Annotated in this window: 13 protein-coding genes; 8 read left to right on the top strand and 5 right to left on the bottom strand. The window is 55.1% G+C overall.

Features of this window, described 5'->3' with window-relative positions:
* Positions 1–255 (top strand): DUF2164 domain-containing protein, encoded by a 255-nt coding sequence (locus ACOOFE_RS08680; protein ID WP_420414594.1) that lies wholly within the window; start codon positions 1–3, stop codon positions 253–255.
* Between the two features lie 141 nt (positions 256–396).
* Complete coding sequence (locus tag ACOOFE_RS08675) at positions 397–2406, top strand: methyl-accepting chemotaxis protein (RefSeq protein ID WP_420414593.1); 2010 nt, start codon at positions 397–399, stop codon at positions 2404–2406.
* Positions 2407–2518: 112 nt separating this feature from the next.
* On the opposite strand, the gene ACOOFE_RS08670 is transcribed toward ACOOFE_RS08675, so the two are convergent.
* From ACOOFE_RS08670 to ACOOFE_RS08660, 3 genes are all read right to left on the bottom strand, one after another.
* Positions 2519–4912 (bottom strand): methyl-accepting chemotaxis protein, encoded by a 2394-nt coding sequence (locus ACOOFE_RS08670; protein WP_420414592.1) that lies wholly within the window; start codon positions 4910–4912, stop codon positions 2519–2521.
* Positions 4913–4973: 61 nt separating this feature from the next.
* Positions 4974–5549: a hypothetical protein gene (locus ACOOFE_RS08665; RefSeq protein ID WP_420414591.1), complete on the bottom strand. Its 576-nt coding sequence runs from the start codon at positions 5547–5549 to the stop codon at positions 4974–4976.
* 134 nt (positions 5550–5683) lie between these two features.
* Positions 5684–6484, bottom strand: coding sequence for a helix-turn-helix domain-containing protein (locus ACOOFE_RS08660; RefSeq protein ID WP_420414590.1), 801 nt, complete (start codon positions 6482–6484; stop codon positions 5684–5686).
* A gap of 107 nt (positions 6485–6591) precedes the next feature.
* Between ACOOFE_RS08660 and ACOOFE_RS08655 the strand changes: the two genes are divergently transcribed.
* Positions 6592–7128 carry a peroxiredoxin-like family protein gene (locus tag ACOOFE_RS08655; protein WP_420414589.1) on the top strand — a complete coding sequence of 179 codons (537 nt, stop codon included), beginning with the start codon at positions 6592–6594 and terminating at the stop codon, positions 7126–7128.
* Between the two features lie 157 nt (positions 7129–7285).
* Here the strand turns inward: ACOOFE_RS08655 and ACOOFE_RS08650 are convergent, their stop codons facing one another.
* Entirely contained in the window at positions 7286–7513 is a 228-nt protein-coding gene (locus ACOOFE_RS08650; protein ID WP_141186059.1) for a DUF1127 domain-containing protein, read from the bottom strand.
* A gap of 102 nt (positions 7514–7615) precedes the next feature.
* On the opposite strand from ACOOFE_RS08650, the gene ACOOFE_RS08645 reads away from it, so the two are divergent.
* The 5 genes from ACOOFE_RS08645 to ACOOFE_RS08625 all read left to right on the top strand — a co-directional run bounded on the left by ACOOFE_RS08645 (position 7616) and on the right by ACOOFE_RS08625 (position 13925).
* Positions 7616–9136, top strand: coding sequence for a PLP-dependent aminotransferase family protein (locus tag ACOOFE_RS08645; RefSeq protein ID WP_420414588.1), 1521 nt, complete (start codon positions 7616–7618; stop codon positions 9134–9136).
* Between the two features lie 164 nt (positions 9137–9300).
* A complete protein-coding gene (gene purL / locus ACOOFE_RS08640; protein ID WP_420414587.1) occupies positions 9301–11499 on the top strand; it encodes a phosphoribosylformylglycinamidine synthase subunit PurL in 2199 nt (732 codons plus the stop codon).
* 43 nt (positions 11500–11542) lie between these two features.
* Entirely contained in the window at positions 11543–11776 is a 234-nt protein-coding gene (locus ACOOFE_RS08635; protein ID WP_141186056.1) for a BolA family protein, read from the top strand.
* A 154-nt stretch (positions 11777–11930) separates the two neighbouring features.
* Positions 11931–12263, top strand: coding sequence for a Grx4 family monothiol glutaredoxin (gene grxD / locus ACOOFE_RS08630; RefSeq protein WP_141186055.1), 333 nt, complete (start codon positions 11931–11933; stop codon positions 12261–12263).
* Positions 12264–12491: 228 nt separating this feature from the next.
* Entirely contained in the window at positions 12492–13925 is a 1434-nt protein-coding gene (locus ACOOFE_RS08625; protein ID WP_420414586.1) for a glyceraldehyde-3-phosphate dehydrogenase, read from the top strand.
* A 310-nt stretch (positions 13926–14235) separates the two neighbouring features.
* Here the strand turns inward: ACOOFE_RS08625 and ACOOFE_RS08620 are convergent, their stop codons facing one another.
* Entirely contained in the window at positions 14236–14976 is a 741-nt protein-coding gene (locus ACOOFE_RS08620; RefSeq protein WP_420414585.1) for a phosphate/phosphite/phosphonate ABC transporter substrate-binding protein, read from the bottom strand.
* Positions 14977–14980: the final 4 nt, after the last annotated feature.

Genomic DNA, 14980 nt, shown 5'->3' with positions numbered 1-14980 from the left:
ATGGCAGATCAATCTCTCGACAAAGAAACCCGGACCCGCCTTGTCGCGCAAATCCAACGTTACTTCGATGATGAGCTGGAACTTGAAATCGGCAATATGGACACTGAGTTCCTGATCGATTATCTGTCTACAAACCTCGGCGCGGCTTTTTACAATCTCGGCTTGAAAGACGCTCAGGCCCTTCTGGCGCGCAAAGTCGATGACATCAATGACGAATTCTATGCGCTGGAAAAGACGCTCGGTGATCGCAAGTAAGTGATGTAATCGGCTGATTTCAAACACTTTCGAATTCATGCAAATATATAATTTTTTCTATGTGTTAAGCCTTTCTTCAGGATAACGCCGCTTAGATATTGTCAGAATTCTCTAGTTCCCTCGTATTTTGAGGCCAGAAACATGAGCAATCTGACTTTCTTCGACCGGATTTCCCTTCGCAACCGGGTCGCCGCTCTGGCTTTTAGTGCCGTCTTTGGTTTGTCCGTCATTGGGGTTGCCCAATATGTTTCGGACAGTTCAATCACAAAGGCATCTGAAGACTTTGAAGTTGCGCAAGAGGACTACGAGAAACTCTCCGTCCTTAATCGCAAAATCCTTGCTCTCAAGGTAGCTGAACAAAACCTGCGGGCCGAACGCAAAGCGGCTGCACTTCCCGCAGTAGAAGCAACACTTACGGCAGTCACGGATTTTCTTTCAAGCCAAAAAACCGATGCAGTTCTGACCCAATCTTTTGCCAGCTATAGCGGCGCCTTGGATCAATACAGAGAAACCCTCGCGCTTCTTGGATATCGTGACCGGCAATCTGTTGTCGTTGCCGAAGGTGGGCAGCAAGGAATCAATACGCCAACGGGCTATACAGTTGATGCCAGCAACACTTCTGCAAAGATCGCAGCGCGGATTTATGAAGAGCTGGAGTTTGACGATCAGCCTGCCGTGTTCCAGGTCGCATTATCGTTTGAAACCCTTCAACGGGATATCGTCAAAATCATCTCCGGCGAAGACAACAGCCATCTTCAAGTTGCAGAGAGACGGATCGGTGATCTCCAATCCCTTCTGGAAGAACCGGATCTGGATAGTGATTTCACTGACAGTATGACGAGCTTGCTCCAGGAGCTGTCCACCCGCCTGGATAACCTGGGAACGGCAGAAGGTAAGTTGGCGGTAGCCCAGGAGACATTGAACAGCTCGTACTCCGGTCTCGACAACGCTTTATTGGCCCAGTTGAAGACAACCCAGAAATCGGCAACAGATATTCAAGCTGCTCTTAATGACACTCGCGACTCGGCAGCTACTCTCATTTTTGGCGCAGTCATCCTGACATTGTTGACTCAAATCGGAGCCGGATTTCTGATTGTTTTAAGCGTGTCCAGGAACCTCTCTGACATTACCGGTGCGACAGGACAGCTGGCGGCTGGCAATTTGGACCATGAGATCCCGCAGACCGAAACCAATACAGAAATTGGTGAGTTGGCACGTGCGCTCGTTGTATTCCGGGACAATGCGCTGGATCGCCGGCGCTTGGAAAACGACGCAGAGAAGGAAAACGAGGCCAAGGCCACCCGCCAGAGCGAAATCGATCAGACGATTGCAGCTTTCAAACACGATATCGTAGCGATGCTTTCATCGGCTGAAAAAACGATCGACGACGCTCATGTGCTGGCCGGAGGTCTGGTCGACACCAGCGAACGGAATTCACATGAGGCCAGTAATGCCAACGAAGCTTCAGAGCTTGCATCGGAAAATGTTCAAGCGGTCGCTGGAGCGACCCAGCAGCTGAGTGGCGCTATTGGAGAAATCTCTGAGCAAGTAACCCAGACCTCACTTCAGATCGAAAAAGTCAGCATCAGCGCCAGTGCGACAAACGAAGATGTCGACCAGCTCGCTGACGCGGCAACCAAGATCGACGAGATCATCGTTCTGATCCAGGCGATCGCTGAGCAGACTAATTTGCTCGCCCTTAACGCAACAATCGAAGCTGCCCGGGCCGGCGAACATGGCCGCGGCTTCTCGGTTGTCGCCAGCGAGGTCAAATCGCTCGCCAATCAGACCGCAAAAGCGACCGACGAAATCTCCAGCCAGATCAAGGCCATTCAGTCGTCCAGCCAAACAACCGTCGCAGCCATGTCGCAGATTACCGGCATAATCACCGACGTTCAGGAAAGCACCGTTGCGATCGTCGGGGCCATTGAGGAACAAACGGCCGCAACCAATGAAATCAGCCAGAATGTCGGGTCCGCCGCAGAGCGGACACAGCAAATGGCGGCCAATGTATCCAGTTTGCGGGAAACAGCCTCCGACACCATGCAATCAGCGGGAAAAATCCGAGACGCGTCCCGCGAAATCAGCACGATCAACAAGCAGGTCAATGACCGGATCGACGCCTTTCTCAACGAAGTCAGCGCCGCTTAGATTTCGCTGCAATGGGACAGCGTTATGCGGCTTTATAGCTGTTTTGTGCTTTAGATTTCCAAGCACTACTTCACCGGTCCCGACCACCAAGCGGTCGGGGCCTATGAGTTTGTCAACTTGCGATGGGCAAACTCTTCTCAGCTGCCAGCAATTCGATACCGGCGCCCTTTTCAGAAACCCATGCCACCCGGCCGCGTGTTTCCGCCATACCCCGGCGGCAAACAAACACTTCCATTCCTTGAGCTAAGCCATCAACCGACTCGACGCCCAAACCGCCGTCAGTTTCGTCCCGTAAAGACACCTGGAACGTTTGCCCGTTTGCAATGAGGTCGATCGCCTCACCGGCAACCTTCTTCCGCAAGGCCGTCCGCCTGTCACGAACATCCTGGTTCATGGCTTGAAGGAAATCTTCGACAGCTTCGAACAGATCGCTTGAGATGTTTTTAACCTCACCACTTGTGGCATTCACGGATCCAGCCTCTTCGACTGTGGAAGAAATCGCTCCGGAGGTCAGTTCGACATTTTCCATTGCCTTCTGTGTTCCGTTGGCAGCGACAGTGATGCTTTTGGTGATTTCTTCGGTCGCCTGGCGCTGGTCACCAACCGACTGTGTGATGGAGTCGGCCATGGTCTGCACATTGGAAATCGACGAAACGATCTGGCGGATGGATTCCAGTGTATCGTTGGTCAGGTTTTGAACACCGGAAATCTGCGCTTCAATCTCCTCAGTTGCATTTGCTGTCTGCTCAGACAGCGCCTTGACTTCAGAGGCCACAACCGCAAACCCGCGTCCGGCTTCTCCGGCCCTTGCAGCCTCAATTGTGGCATTCAGGGCCAGGAGATTGGTTTGCGCGGCAATTTCGCGGATCATTCCAACGACAGCCCCAATTTTTTCCGCAGCGCTCGCCAGGCCTGTCACTTGTGTATCTGTTTGGGTAGCAACGTCTGTCGCTTCCCCGATCACATCGCCAGCACGCGTTGTTTGCTCAAGAATCTCGCTGATAGACGCTGTCAGCTCTTGGGCCGCCGACGCGACGGTCTGGACGCTCTGAGACGATTGTTCCGTTGCCTGATTGGCTTCATTGGCACGATCAAAGGCACCTTCGGCAATTGTGTTCATCTTGCTGGCGCTTTTGATCATAGCGTCCGTTTTGATAGTCACTTTGGCCACCACGCCTTCGATCAGGTCTCTGAATTCGGTGATCGATTTTGCAACGATGCTCTGGCGCATCCGCTCGCGGGACCGCTCTTGAACCTCTTCTTCCTCCAACTCTTCGCGCCGCTTCACACTTTCACGGAAGTACTCAACCGTGCGGGTCATGTCATCGATTTCATCCTTGCCATTATCCTTTGGCAGGACAACATCTATCGCGCCATCTGCGAGCCGCTGCATTGCATCCGCGAGGCGGTTGATCCGGCGGGTGAGGCTTTTGGAGTAAAAGAATCCAACAAGCCCGGCAAACAATGCAATGAGTGCAGCAATCAGAACCAGGTTTCGTTGCAGAGCCCGCAGAGGCGCTTGAACCTCATCTGTGTCCTGGGTCACGATCACAGCATAGGCATTGCCAAGGGATTCAAACGGCGCAATGGCGGCTGAAACGGATCTACCGTTTACATCATCTAATCCCAGATACTTGCTATCGGCTGCCATATGCCGCGTGACATCGGACCGGCTAAAAGAAGTGTCCAGGAGTTCGCTTTTTTGCGGCGTACGTGCACTATCATTCTGACTGACACCGTCGGCATTCACCCAGTGGACATTTCCCGTTTTGCCCAATCCGGCATAGGTCGCCAGCGTATCTGAAAGTTTCCCAGTGGGCGCGTGTACGGCCAGAACGCCAATGGTTTTCCGGCCAATTGAGACGGGAACGGCCAATATCCCGGCAGGTTCGCCGTCATTTGGCGCGTAGGCTTCTAGATCCAGCATGTGGACCGACCCTGCTTCTCCCGCCATAGCCTTTTCAAAGGCACGGGCCAGAACCGTACTCGACCACTTTGGCGACTTGAGATCCGCTGCAAAATCAGCTCGTTTCTTCAGCGAATAAACCACTTTGCCATCGGGTGAAATCAGCAAAAGATCTCCATACCCATTTTCGCTGGCATAGCGGCGCAGAAGCGGATGAAAGCTTTTGTGCGAGCGATCATAAGGTTTGCGGCCCGCGCGCACCAGCTCGTCCCTTTGATCCGCTGGGTGCGGATTGTCTGTCACATAAATTTTCCGCATCCTATCAGCGGCACCATCGCCAGCCTTTTTCCAACCCGATTGAAAATCGGCGAGAGATGCTCGAACCAGCTGACTTTCCACCATGGAGCGTAAGGACCCTGCATAGGTCTCAATCTGACTTTGCAGCGCTGCCCGATGGCTTTGCGCAAGAGCAGTCAGGCGGTCTTCAGTCAATGTTCCGATAAGGCTGCTGCCTGATAAGAAACTGGCAAAGCCGACCGCAACAGAGCAAATGAGCCCAAGTCCAACAATGATAGCCGGCAATGTCTTGGAAATTTTCATGGTTTGCCTCTTTTGTTCCGGTCGGCAAAGTGTGTGTTAAATGTCTGAGCGCTGTTCTGGCTTAGAGCTGTTCGATGTTGACACCGAAGGTCACTGCCCCAATCGGTTCACCGGTGTCGGGGTCTGCGACCGTGACACTGACTTGGCTTTGCAACTGTTGAGTTGAGTCATCTTGTTCCAGCTCGCCGATTAGGACGGAGTTGGGACCCTTGCCAAAGGTCTCTTTCCATTTGGCTTCGTCTCCTTGCCAATAGTCCGAGGTGACATCGCTTTGACCAACATTGAGACCCTTTGCATCCATCACAAAGATCTCGGTAAACAACCCGCCGCTGCCGTCCTGGATATCCATCAGGTATCCAGACAAGTCATTGCCAAGCACATCATCGATCATGGGCTGGTCGTTGGATTCGGCCTCAGCACGCCAGGTTTTATCCAGTTCATCGATTTTGGATTGATCATATGTGGCAGTGCGCTCATTTTGACTTTTGATCGCAGCGATCACTTCTTGAGAACTAGAAATATCGGCTATTTTGCCAACCGACAGGGCTTTGAGCTCCGATTCAAATTGATTGGCGGATGCCGGGATCGCCGCCGCAACAAAAACTGCACCAGCGACTGCAAGACTACGTAACGTCATGATTGCTTCTCCAGTTAGGACGGACTGGAGGTTGCAGTAAATTCGTTAACATGAATACAATCTGTAATTGCATAACTTATTACAATGCAATTAATACTTATGAAGAATAATCACATTGAAATAACACGCAAAATTCAGCTGATTTGCCGGACACGCCTCGGCGGCGCACCATAACGTTTTGCGAAGGCGCGAGAAAATGACGCGGCACTGGAAAATCCGCACATATTGGCTACAGATTTGACCTGCCGGCCGGCCGCAAGTTCGTCCCGCGCAATGTCTAAACGCCAATTCGACAAATACATCATCGGCGTAGAGCCGATCAGATCCTTGAACGTCACCGCGAATTGGGTCCTGGACATCCCAGCAACCTCTGCCAACCTTTCCAAGGTCCAATTTTCACCCGGCGCCTCATGAATTGCGACCAGTGCCTGCGCAACCCGCGAATCGGACAGTCCGTTCAACAATCCGGTGTCGACTCTTTCGCCTTCGAGGGCATGGCGAAGCAGCCGTATGACCACAACTTCGCAGAGACGTTGAAAGACTGCTTGCCCGCCACAGCGCGGTCGCATGACTTCTTCGATCAGCGGCATGACAACAGAAGACAGGCTCGGGTCTTCGGCAAGATCGATAGACAGGCACACAGGAAGGGCTGTGAAAAGCCGTTTGCCTACACCAGAGATTTCAATTTGGGTGGAAACCAGCACACTTTCGTCGGCTCGTGGCCGCACCTTGTCCAGTCCACTCGAAACTCTCTTGTTAGCTGGGTTCAAAATCAGCCGGAGATCCTGAGCCGGGTCCTTGCAAATCCATAAAGTCGCGCACTCTACATCCGGACCACTTGAGCCGTTGTCGCTGACATGGACCCGCAAGCGGTCAATCAGAGAAGACAGTCGATCCAGCCGGCCGTTGAAATTCGTGCGGTAAGGGCTCTGCATTTCCGTACTCAATGTTATTATTTTTGTACATTTACGCCGATATCGTTCGATATGCTAGCCAAATCTTTCGTCAAGAACTGCGCAGATGCGCTGAAAAAGGAAATGGCATGCTCACTCCAAGACAAAAAGTCCCAGCACTAACGGTTGAAACGCTGTCCTCCGGCACCTTTGATTTGACCGCAAGCACCGCGGAATTTGCAACACTCGTCGTGTTTTACCGCGGCCTTCATTGCCCGATCTGCGCCACGTATCTGAAAGAACTCGGCCGTCTCCTGCCCCAACTGAAGGAACGGGGCGTTGAGGCAATCGCGATTTCGTCCGACACGGAAGACCGCGCGCAACAAATGGCCGAGAAGGTCGGTCATGAGGATCTTCGCTTTGGATATGATTTGCCGCTTAACGTGGCAAAGGACTGGGGCCTCTATATTTCGACAGGACGCGGTAAGACGTCCATCGGCATCGAGGAGCCGGAATTGTTCTCCGAGCCAGGTGTGTTCCTGATCAAGTCGGACGGAAGCCTCTACTTTGCGTCCGTCCAGACCATGCCGTTCGTCCGCCCGCATTTCCAGGAAATGCTCGGGGCGTTGGATTTCGTGAAGAAAAACGATTACCCGGCCCGCGGTGAATACACCGGCGCAGTCTGACTGATTGCAGGCGCCCGGGGGAAACGGGCGCCTGCCAATCCGGAAGTGTGCCAGTCAGGTACTTAGGCTGCCACACCTAATTGGCATGAGGAAAACTTCCGGAAACCTTCCGAAGACGGGTCTGAGCTTCATTCCATCCGATACAAGGGCATTTCTCCTAGCGAAACCGCGGCCCTTGCCAGAACGGCTTTTCCACCTCTTTACGAACTTCAGCCGGCGTCAGACCAATGTCCTTCAGTTGCGCATCGGTGAGCTCTGCCAGATGTCCGCGGCTTCTCGCTGTCAGCATCCAGCCCAAGACCTTTTGCACGAATGTTGATCGCGGCGCGGCCTTGCCAGCAGGTGCGGGGCAATGGACGGCGGAGATTGACTCTATTGCACTCATTTTCAAAACTCCTTAGGGCACAATCAACACAATTATCAAAATTGTGCGGTGACAATCATATGAATTGACTCCTTCACGGTGGCAATATACAAAATTGTCACCATGACAAATTGGCTTCCTGATATCCCGGACGGGCATGGCCCGATCTACTTGCGCCTCGCGGATCAGATTTCCGCGGACATTGCCTCTGGTTCACTTGCGGCTGGCACCAAACTACCGCCGCAACGCGACCTTGCGTATGATCTGGGCGTAACGGTTGGTACAATTGGCCGGGCATACGCGACCATCCGCCAACGTGGGCTTGTCACCGGAGAGGTGGGCCGAGGAACCTACGTCCTGGGCAGCAAGGGCCCCTTGCCGCTTGAGGAAAACACAAAGCCATCTTTGAGCGCTGAACACCGCGGACCGCCTGCTTATGCAAATGTCCGTAATGAACCACTGGAAGGCCGGTCATGGGTTCAAGATGCGACGCAGCCACCCAAAGACCGCGCATTTGCTGGAACACGGATTCCCGTTCCCCATGACACGGCGATCCGCTTTGACAGCACATCAGCTCCAGAAATTGGTCAGGCCGAAGTCATCGGGGATCTGACGTTACAGATCACCCGGGACCGGCCTTACGAGATTGCCAGTTACACGCGCGCCGTGCCGCCAGATTGGCGAACGGCCGGCAAACGCTGGCTCTCAAGAAGCGGCTGGGAACCGGACGAAGGCAGCATCGTCCCAACAACCGGAGCGCAGGCGGCGATCATGTCGATCATCGCGGCCACGACCGCACCCGGAGACCGGATCGCCTTTGAGGATTTGACGTACAGCTCCATTGCCCGGGGGGCAGCGTTATCCGGTCGGCGGCCAGTTGTGGTGGAACGGGATGAGGAAGGCCCCCTGCCCGAGGATCTCTCGCGGGTCTGCGCACAAACCCATCCGCGCATCTTGTTCCTCATGCCGACGATGCACAATCCCACTCTCGGCTTCATGAGTGAAACCCGGCGGCAGGACATTGTCGCCGTTGCCCGCCAGCATAATCTCTGGATTATCGAGGATGAAGTCTACGGCTCCTTGCGGGAGACATCCGTCCCACCGATTGTTGCCTTGGCGCCGGAGCGGACATTTCATGTCGGATCTCTGTCAAAATCGGTAACTGCCGGTGTCCGAGGTGGGTGGATTTCCAGCCCGCATGCCTATGCCCAACGGATATATACCGCCCACAAAATGCTGACCGGCGGCATTTCCTTTCTCTTGTCTGAGCTTTCTACGCGTCTGGTTCTGTCCGGTGCAGCGGACAACTTCCGTGAAAAGGTCCGCGCCGAAATTACAGCCCGGCACGCACTTGTCGAACAGCATCTCGGTTCCTTCGAGTACCGTTCCGCACCGGACTGCCCGTTCCTTTGGCTGAAAGTTCCCGAACCTTGGAATCCTGGAACATTCAAGGCAGCCGCCGCAGCAAACAATGTGCTGGTGGACGATGAAGACGAGTTCAAACCCGGGCGCACGGGCAAGGTCTATCACAGCATTCGGATCGGCTTCAGCAATCCGCTCACCCGGGAAGACACGATCGACGGGCTGGTAGCCGTCGGTGATCTGCTTCAAGACAGTTGCGCCTGTTACGACAGCTTCGAATAGGCCGATATCTTCTGAAAAGCTTGCGAATAGGCCTTAACAGTCAAATGAATCGAAACTGGCCTCTCCCCATCTGCGATTTTGTCTGCTAAACCGGCGCGAAACTGGCCCAGGCGCTTTAAAGCGTTTTGCGAAACGCTCTCAACGCCGCAGATTTCCGGACCGACATGATCCCGAACGACATCAAGATCACGCCCGAACTCATCGCTTCCCACGGCCTCAAGCCAGATGAATATGACCGCATTCTTGAATTGATCGGCCGCGAGCCGACCTTCACCGAACTCGGCATTTTCTCAGCCATGTGGAACGAGCACTGCTCCTACAAGTCTTCCAAGAAGTGGCTGAAAACCCTGCCGACCGAAGGTCCACGGGTCTTGCAGGGACCAGGTGAAAACGCCGGAGTTGTCGATATCGGCGACGGCCAGGCCGTGGTTTTCAAGATGGAAAGCCACAACCACCCGTCCTACATCGAACCTTATCAGGGCGCTGCGACCGGTGTTGGCGGCATCTTGCGCGATGTCTTCACCATGGGAGCGCGGCCGGTTGCGGCCATGAATGCGCTGAGATTCGGCGAGCCGGACCATCCGCGCACCAAACACCTGGTGTCGGGCGTTGTGTCTGGTGTTGGCGGATACGGCAACTCCTTCGGCGTTCCAACCGTCGGCGGCGAAGTTGAGTTCCATGCCCGCTACAACGGCAACTGCCTGGTCAATGCCTTTGCAGCCGGCCTTGCAGACAGCGACAAGATCTTCCTGGCAAAGGCTGAAGGTGTTGGCTTGCCGGTGGTTTACCTCGGCGCCAAGACCGGCCGTGACGGCGTTGGCGGTGCGACCATGGCATCGGCGGAATTCGACGACACCATCGAAGAAAAGCGCCCCACTGTTCAAGTCGGCGACCCATTCACCGAAAAATGCCTGCTGGAAGCCTGCCTGGAACTGATGGAGACCGGCGCGGTGATCGCGATTCAGGACATGGGCGCGGCTGGCCTCACCTGTTCCGCAGTTGAAATGGGCGCCTCTGGCGATCTCGGCATTGAACTGAACCTGGATCAGGTGCCCGTCCGCGAAGAGCGTATGAGTGCCTATGAAATGATGCTCTCGGAAAGCCAGGAGCGCATGCTCATGGTTCTGCGCCCTGAAAAGGAAGCAGAAGCAGAAGCCATCTTCAAAAAATGGGGGCTGGACTTTGCCATTGTCGGCAAAACCACCGACACGCTGCGTTTTGTCGTCAAACATCAGGGCGAAGTCGTTGCCGACCTGCCGATCAAGGAACTCGGCGACGAGGCTCCGGAATACGACCGTCCGTGGGTTGAACCAACCAAACGCCCCGTTCTGGCAGCTTCCGACGTAGCCGAACCGGAAGACTACGCGGACGCACTGAAAACCCTCGTTGGCAACGCAAATGGTGCCTCCCGCCGCTGGGTCTACGAGCAATACGACACGCTGATCCAGGGCAACACAGCCGCCTCTCCGGGCGGCGATGCCGGTGTTATCCGCGTTGATGGCGGCCGCAAAGGCCTGTCGTTCTCCGTTGATGTCACTCCGCGCTACTGCGAAGCCGACCCTTATGAAGGCGGCAAGCAGGCCGTCGCTGAGGTCTGGCGCAACCTGACCGCCGTTGGCTCCGAGCCTCTGGCTGCCACCGACAACCTCAACTTCGGCAATCCGGAAAAGCCGGACATCATGGGGCAATTTGTCGGCTGCATCAAAGGCATCGGTGAAGCCTGCCGCGAACTCGATTTCCCGATCGTTTCCGGCAATGTGTCGCTCTACAACGAGACCCACGGCGAAGCGATTCTACCGACCCCGGCAATTGGCGGTGTTGGTCTTCTGCCGGATGTGACCGTGCGGGCAGCGGCAAGCTTTGCCAATGACGGCGACACAATCCTCGTGATTGGCGGCCTCGGCACTCATCTGGGTGCTACCCAATATATGGCTGACATTCTCGGCCGCGAGGAAGGCGCTCCGCCGCCGGTCGATCTGGCCGCGGAAAAGCGCCGCGGTACCATCGTCCGTCAGCTGATCGGCGCGGCCCGGGTCACCGGCGTGCACGACATTTCCTCAGGTGGTCTTGGGGTCGCGCTTGCCGAAATGGCCATGTCCGGCGGCATCGGTGCGACTGTCGAGATCGACGGCCCGGCCCACGCGGCGCTTTTTGGCGAAGACCAGGGCCGTTATGTGGTCACGGTCGCGCAAGACAAGCTCGACGCGGTGCTGGAAGACATCATAGATGCCGGCATTGAAGTTCAAAAAATCGGCACCACAGGTGGCGGTGATTTGACAGTTGAAGGTGTTCTCACCATATCCGTTGCAAACTTGAAAAAAGCGCACGAAGATTGGTTCCCAACATACATGGCAATCGCTTAAGTCAATTATCGGCTTGGATTTATGGAATAAGGACGCACCTACTATGCCAATGAACGCAAATGAGATCGAAACCCTGATCAAGGAGGCCCTGCCCGATGCTCAGGTCGAGATCCGGGATTTGGCTGGTGATGGTGACCACTACGCGGCCAATGTGATTTCGGAAGCCTTCCGGGGCAAAAGCCGCGTACAGCAGCACCAGATGGTTTATGAAGCGCTGAAAGGAAATATGGGAGGGGAACTTCATGCCCTGGCCCTTCAGACCCAAGCGCCGGAATAAACCCATGGAGAAATAAAATGGTTTGGCTTTTCCTCATCCCAGTACTTGTGATCTTGCTGATCATGGAAGTCCGGATTTGGAAAGCCGTATCCAGATTGATTTACCGCACCGGCTAAAGGCTTACCGCGCCGGCGAAACGCAAGGACGTGCAGAAATGAGCATCCAGGACTGGATTAAAAACGAAGTCGATACCAACGATGTTGTGCTTTTCATGAAAGGCACACCGAATTTTCCGCAGTGCGGATTTTCCGGTCAGGTCGTTCAGATCCTCGACTATGTCGGCGCCCCGTATAAAGGCATCAACGTTCTGGAAGACGATGACCTGCGCCAAGGCATCAAGGAATACACCAACTGGCCAACCATCCCGCAGCTCTATGTGAAGGGTGAGTTTGTCGGCGGCTGCGACATCATCCGCGAAATGTTCCAGAACCAGGAACTTCAGGGCCTGATGTCTCAAAAAGGCATCGAGGTTGCCAAAAGCGCCTAACCGGCAGCTTTCAGCATCACGCATTCAAGGGGCGGTTTTCCGCCCCTTTTTTTGTCGCCTCTGTCATTGCGAAGGGCGCCGAAGCTTTGCTGGCAACGCTGCCACTCCATCTAATCGATTAAACAAAAAGTGGGTCTGGACATTGCGTTTGGACTGGCGCTAAACCGCGCGCAGGCGGGAAAACCTGCCAATCATTGTGCGTTAATTACCCAAAGGGAGTTCGTCGGCATGGCGGCTATGGATAATCACTTCGATAACTGGAAGGAACAACAATCCGCCGCTGAGCAGATGATCCCGCTGGTTGGCCACCTCTACCGGGACTACGGCATCAACATCCGGATTTTCGGACGCCGCCTCCTCAACAACTCCGCCATCGAGATCATCAAGGCTCACCGCTACGCCCTGCAGATCACCGGTCAGGAGCTGGACGTCTCAAAAAGCCTTGAAATCGTCAAGGCCATGCTGGAGATGGATCTTGCCGCGGCCCGCGTTGATCTTGGCAAGCTCTGCCACCGCTTCATGGCGGAAGGCGGCGATGCCAAGACTTTCCTGGAGCAGCAGCTCGCCAGCATCAACACCGGCAAGACTTCCATCCTGCAGGAACCGCAGGACGTCGTTCTTTATGGCTTTGGCCGCATTGGCCGCCTTCTGGCCCGCATGCTGGTGGAACGTGTGGGTGCGGGCAACAAAATGCGCCTACGCGCCATTGTCGTTCGCGGCGGCAAGGACGGCGATCTGAAAAAACGCTCCAGTTTGCTTCGCCGCGATTCCGTCCACGGTGCGTTCAGCGGATCGATCACCGTGGATGAAGAGCAGAACGCCATCATCGCCAACGGCAATTACATTCAGGTGATTTACGCCAACTCCCCGGCCGAGGTGGATTACACCAAATACGGCATCAACAATGCGCTGGTGGTCGACAACACCGGGATCTGGCGTGACGAAGACGGCCTCGGCCAGCACTTGAAATGTCCGGGCGCCTCAAAGGTCATTCTGACCGCGCCGGGCAAAGGCTCCATCAAGAATGTCGTTTATGGCGTGAACAATGGCGACATCACCGCAGACGACGACATCCTGAGCGCCGCCTCCTGCACCACCAACGCGATCACGCCGGTCCTCAAGGTGATCAACGACGAGTTCGGTGTCGAGAACGGCCACGTGGAAACCATCCACGCCTTCACCAACGACCAGAACCTGATCGACAACTACCACAAGGGCGACCGCCGGGGCCGCTCCGCGCCGCTCAACATGGTATTGACCAGCACGGGCGCGGCAAGTGCCGTCGCAAAATGCCTGCCGGAAATGAAGGGCAAACTGACCGGCAACGCGGTCCGCGTACCGATCCCGAATGTCTCCATGGCCATCCTCAACCTCAATCTCAAGCGCGAGACGACGGCTGAGGAAATGAACGACTACCTGCGCAAGATCTCCATCCAGTCGCCGTTGCAGGACCAGATCGACTACACCGCGTCAACCGAGCTGGTGTCCTCCGATCTGGTCGGCTCCACCCATGCCGGTGTGGTCGACAGCCAGGCGACTATCGTCGACGGCGACCGCCTTGTTCTCTATGTCTGGTACGACAATGAAGCCGGCTACTGCACCCAGGTCATCCGCCTGATGCAGGAAGTCGCCGGCATGAAATACCCGTCCGTCCCGGAGTAAAGGGTACTTTTACCGGAGGGTTTCAAAACGAACGCTCAAGGGGCGGTCTTCCGCCCCTTTTTGTTTTGTTTGGTCGGTCAGCAGAAAGGGTGTCGGCCAAACGCAGCCTTTTTTAGCCGGGAGGCGACCGGCTGTTTTTGGAACAGGCTTCTAACAAAGCGGACGTTCGCACAAATCAGGCCGACTGTTTCTCGCGGTCAAAAGCTGACTTTCGGACTCGGTGCAATGCAACACCGCTTTGAGCCCAAAGAAACGAATGCTGCATTCGCCACAAAGGGTCGCAATGCGAGTATTCGATGACCGCTAATTTCTATGGTGGGTTTGGAATTGCCAGGTAGTTTTCCTTGGCAATCATCGCAATCCCTTTCACACCCAGCAGTGACCTATCTTCGTCTCCCAATGACTTTATCGCCTGTTCAACCGCTCCGTAAATCGCCGCGCTCTGATCCTTTAATGCTGTGATCAGGGGCAGTCCGGGGGTCGGTTCGGTCCAATCAAGTACACGCAGTTGTTTCGCAAACGGCTCATATCGTTCCATCAACCTCCAGGACTGGGCATCCAGGGACGCAATATCTGCCCGGCCCTCGGCCACAGCGCGCGCGGAATTCAAGTGTTGTTCGGTGTGCAGTCTGTTCTCAAACCAGAAGCCACGGGGTTTCAGGTGCCAATAAGGCGCTGCGTAACCGGATTGGGAGAAATGCTGATTGTAAGCAAAGGACGCATCTCGATAGGCATCCAACGTGTCACGGGGATCATCGTCACGGACCACCAGCGCGCTGCGGTAATATCCCGGCGGACATCCTTCAAGCCCGTAGTCCGGCGTTCCTACGAGCGCTACATCTTCATGCAGCCATGTCCGAAACGGCATACCGCAAGTCTGGCTGAGCACCAATTCCGGGTCTCGCCAGACAGAAAATTCTTCGGCGTCCTGAGATAGGGTTTCAGGGCTGTCGATGCCACGTTCGCGTAAGGCCGTGCGGATCAAGGCCCAAAACCGGTTATGCGCACCGACCAACTGAGGGCGCTGATACATCATGAGATTTGCGATCATTTCA

Source organism: Roseibium sp., from assembly GCF_965216085.1.
Lineage (GTDB): Bacteria > Pseudomonadota > Alphaproteobacteria > Rhizobiales > Stappiaceae > Roseibium.
Note: the sequence above shows the minus strand (reverse complement) of the source record. Positions and strands in the feature narration are given on the sequence as shown.

Excerpts from the sequence above, each read along its gene's own strand:
- ACOOFE_RS08680 (WP_420414594.1), top strand. The coding sequence starts at position 1 with ATGGCAGATCAATCTCTCGACAAAGAAACCCGGACCCGCCTTGTCGCG.
- ACOOFE_RS08675 (WP_420414593.1), top strand. The coding sequence starts at position 397 with ATGAGCAATCTGACTTTCTTCGACCGGATTTCCCTTCGCAACCGGGTC.
- ACOOFE_RS08670 (WP_420414592.1), bottom strand. The coding sequence starts at position 4,912 with ATGAAAATTTCCAAGACATTGCCGGCTATCATTGTTGGACTTGGGCTC.
- ACOOFE_RS08665 (WP_420414591.1), bottom strand. The coding sequence starts at position 5,549 with ATGACGTTACGTAGTCTTGCAGTCGCTGGTGCAGTTTTTGTTGCGGCG.
- ACOOFE_RS08660 (WP_420414590.1), bottom strand. The coding sequence starts at position 6,484 with ATGCAGAGCCCTTACCGCACGAATTTCAACGGCCGGCTGGATCGACTG.
- ACOOFE_RS08655 (WP_420414589.1), top strand. The coding sequence starts at position 6,592 with ATGCTCACTCCAAGACAAAAAGTCCCAGCACTAACGGTTGAAACGCTG.
- ACOOFE_RS08650 (WP_141186059.1), bottom strand. The coding sequence starts at position 7,513 with ATGAGTGCAATAGAGTCAATCTCCGCCGTCCATTGCCCCGCACCTGCT.
- ACOOFE_RS08645 (WP_420414588.1), top strand. The coding sequence starts at position 7,616 with ATGACAAATTGGCTTCCTGATATCCCGGACGGGCATGGCCCGATCTAC.
- purL (WP_420414587.1), top strand. The coding sequence starts at position 9,301 with ATGATCCCGAACGACATCAAGATCACGCCCGAACTCATCGCTTCCCAC.
- ACOOFE_RS08635 (WP_141186056.1), top strand. The coding sequence starts at position 11,543 with ATGCCAATGAACGCAAATGAGATCGAAACCCTGATCAAGGAGGCCCTG.
- grxD (WP_141186055.1), top strand. The coding sequence starts at position 11,931 with ATGAGCATCCAGGACTGGATTAAAAACGAAGTCGATACCAACGATGTT.
- ACOOFE_RS08625 (WP_420414586.1), top strand. The coding sequence starts at position 12,492 with ATGGCGGCTATGGATAATCACTTCGATAACTGGAAGGAACAACAATCC.
- ACOOFE_RS08620 (WP_420414585.1), bottom strand. The coding sequence starts at position 14,976 with ATGATCGCAAATCTCATGATGTATCAGCGCCCTCAGTTGGTCGGTGCG.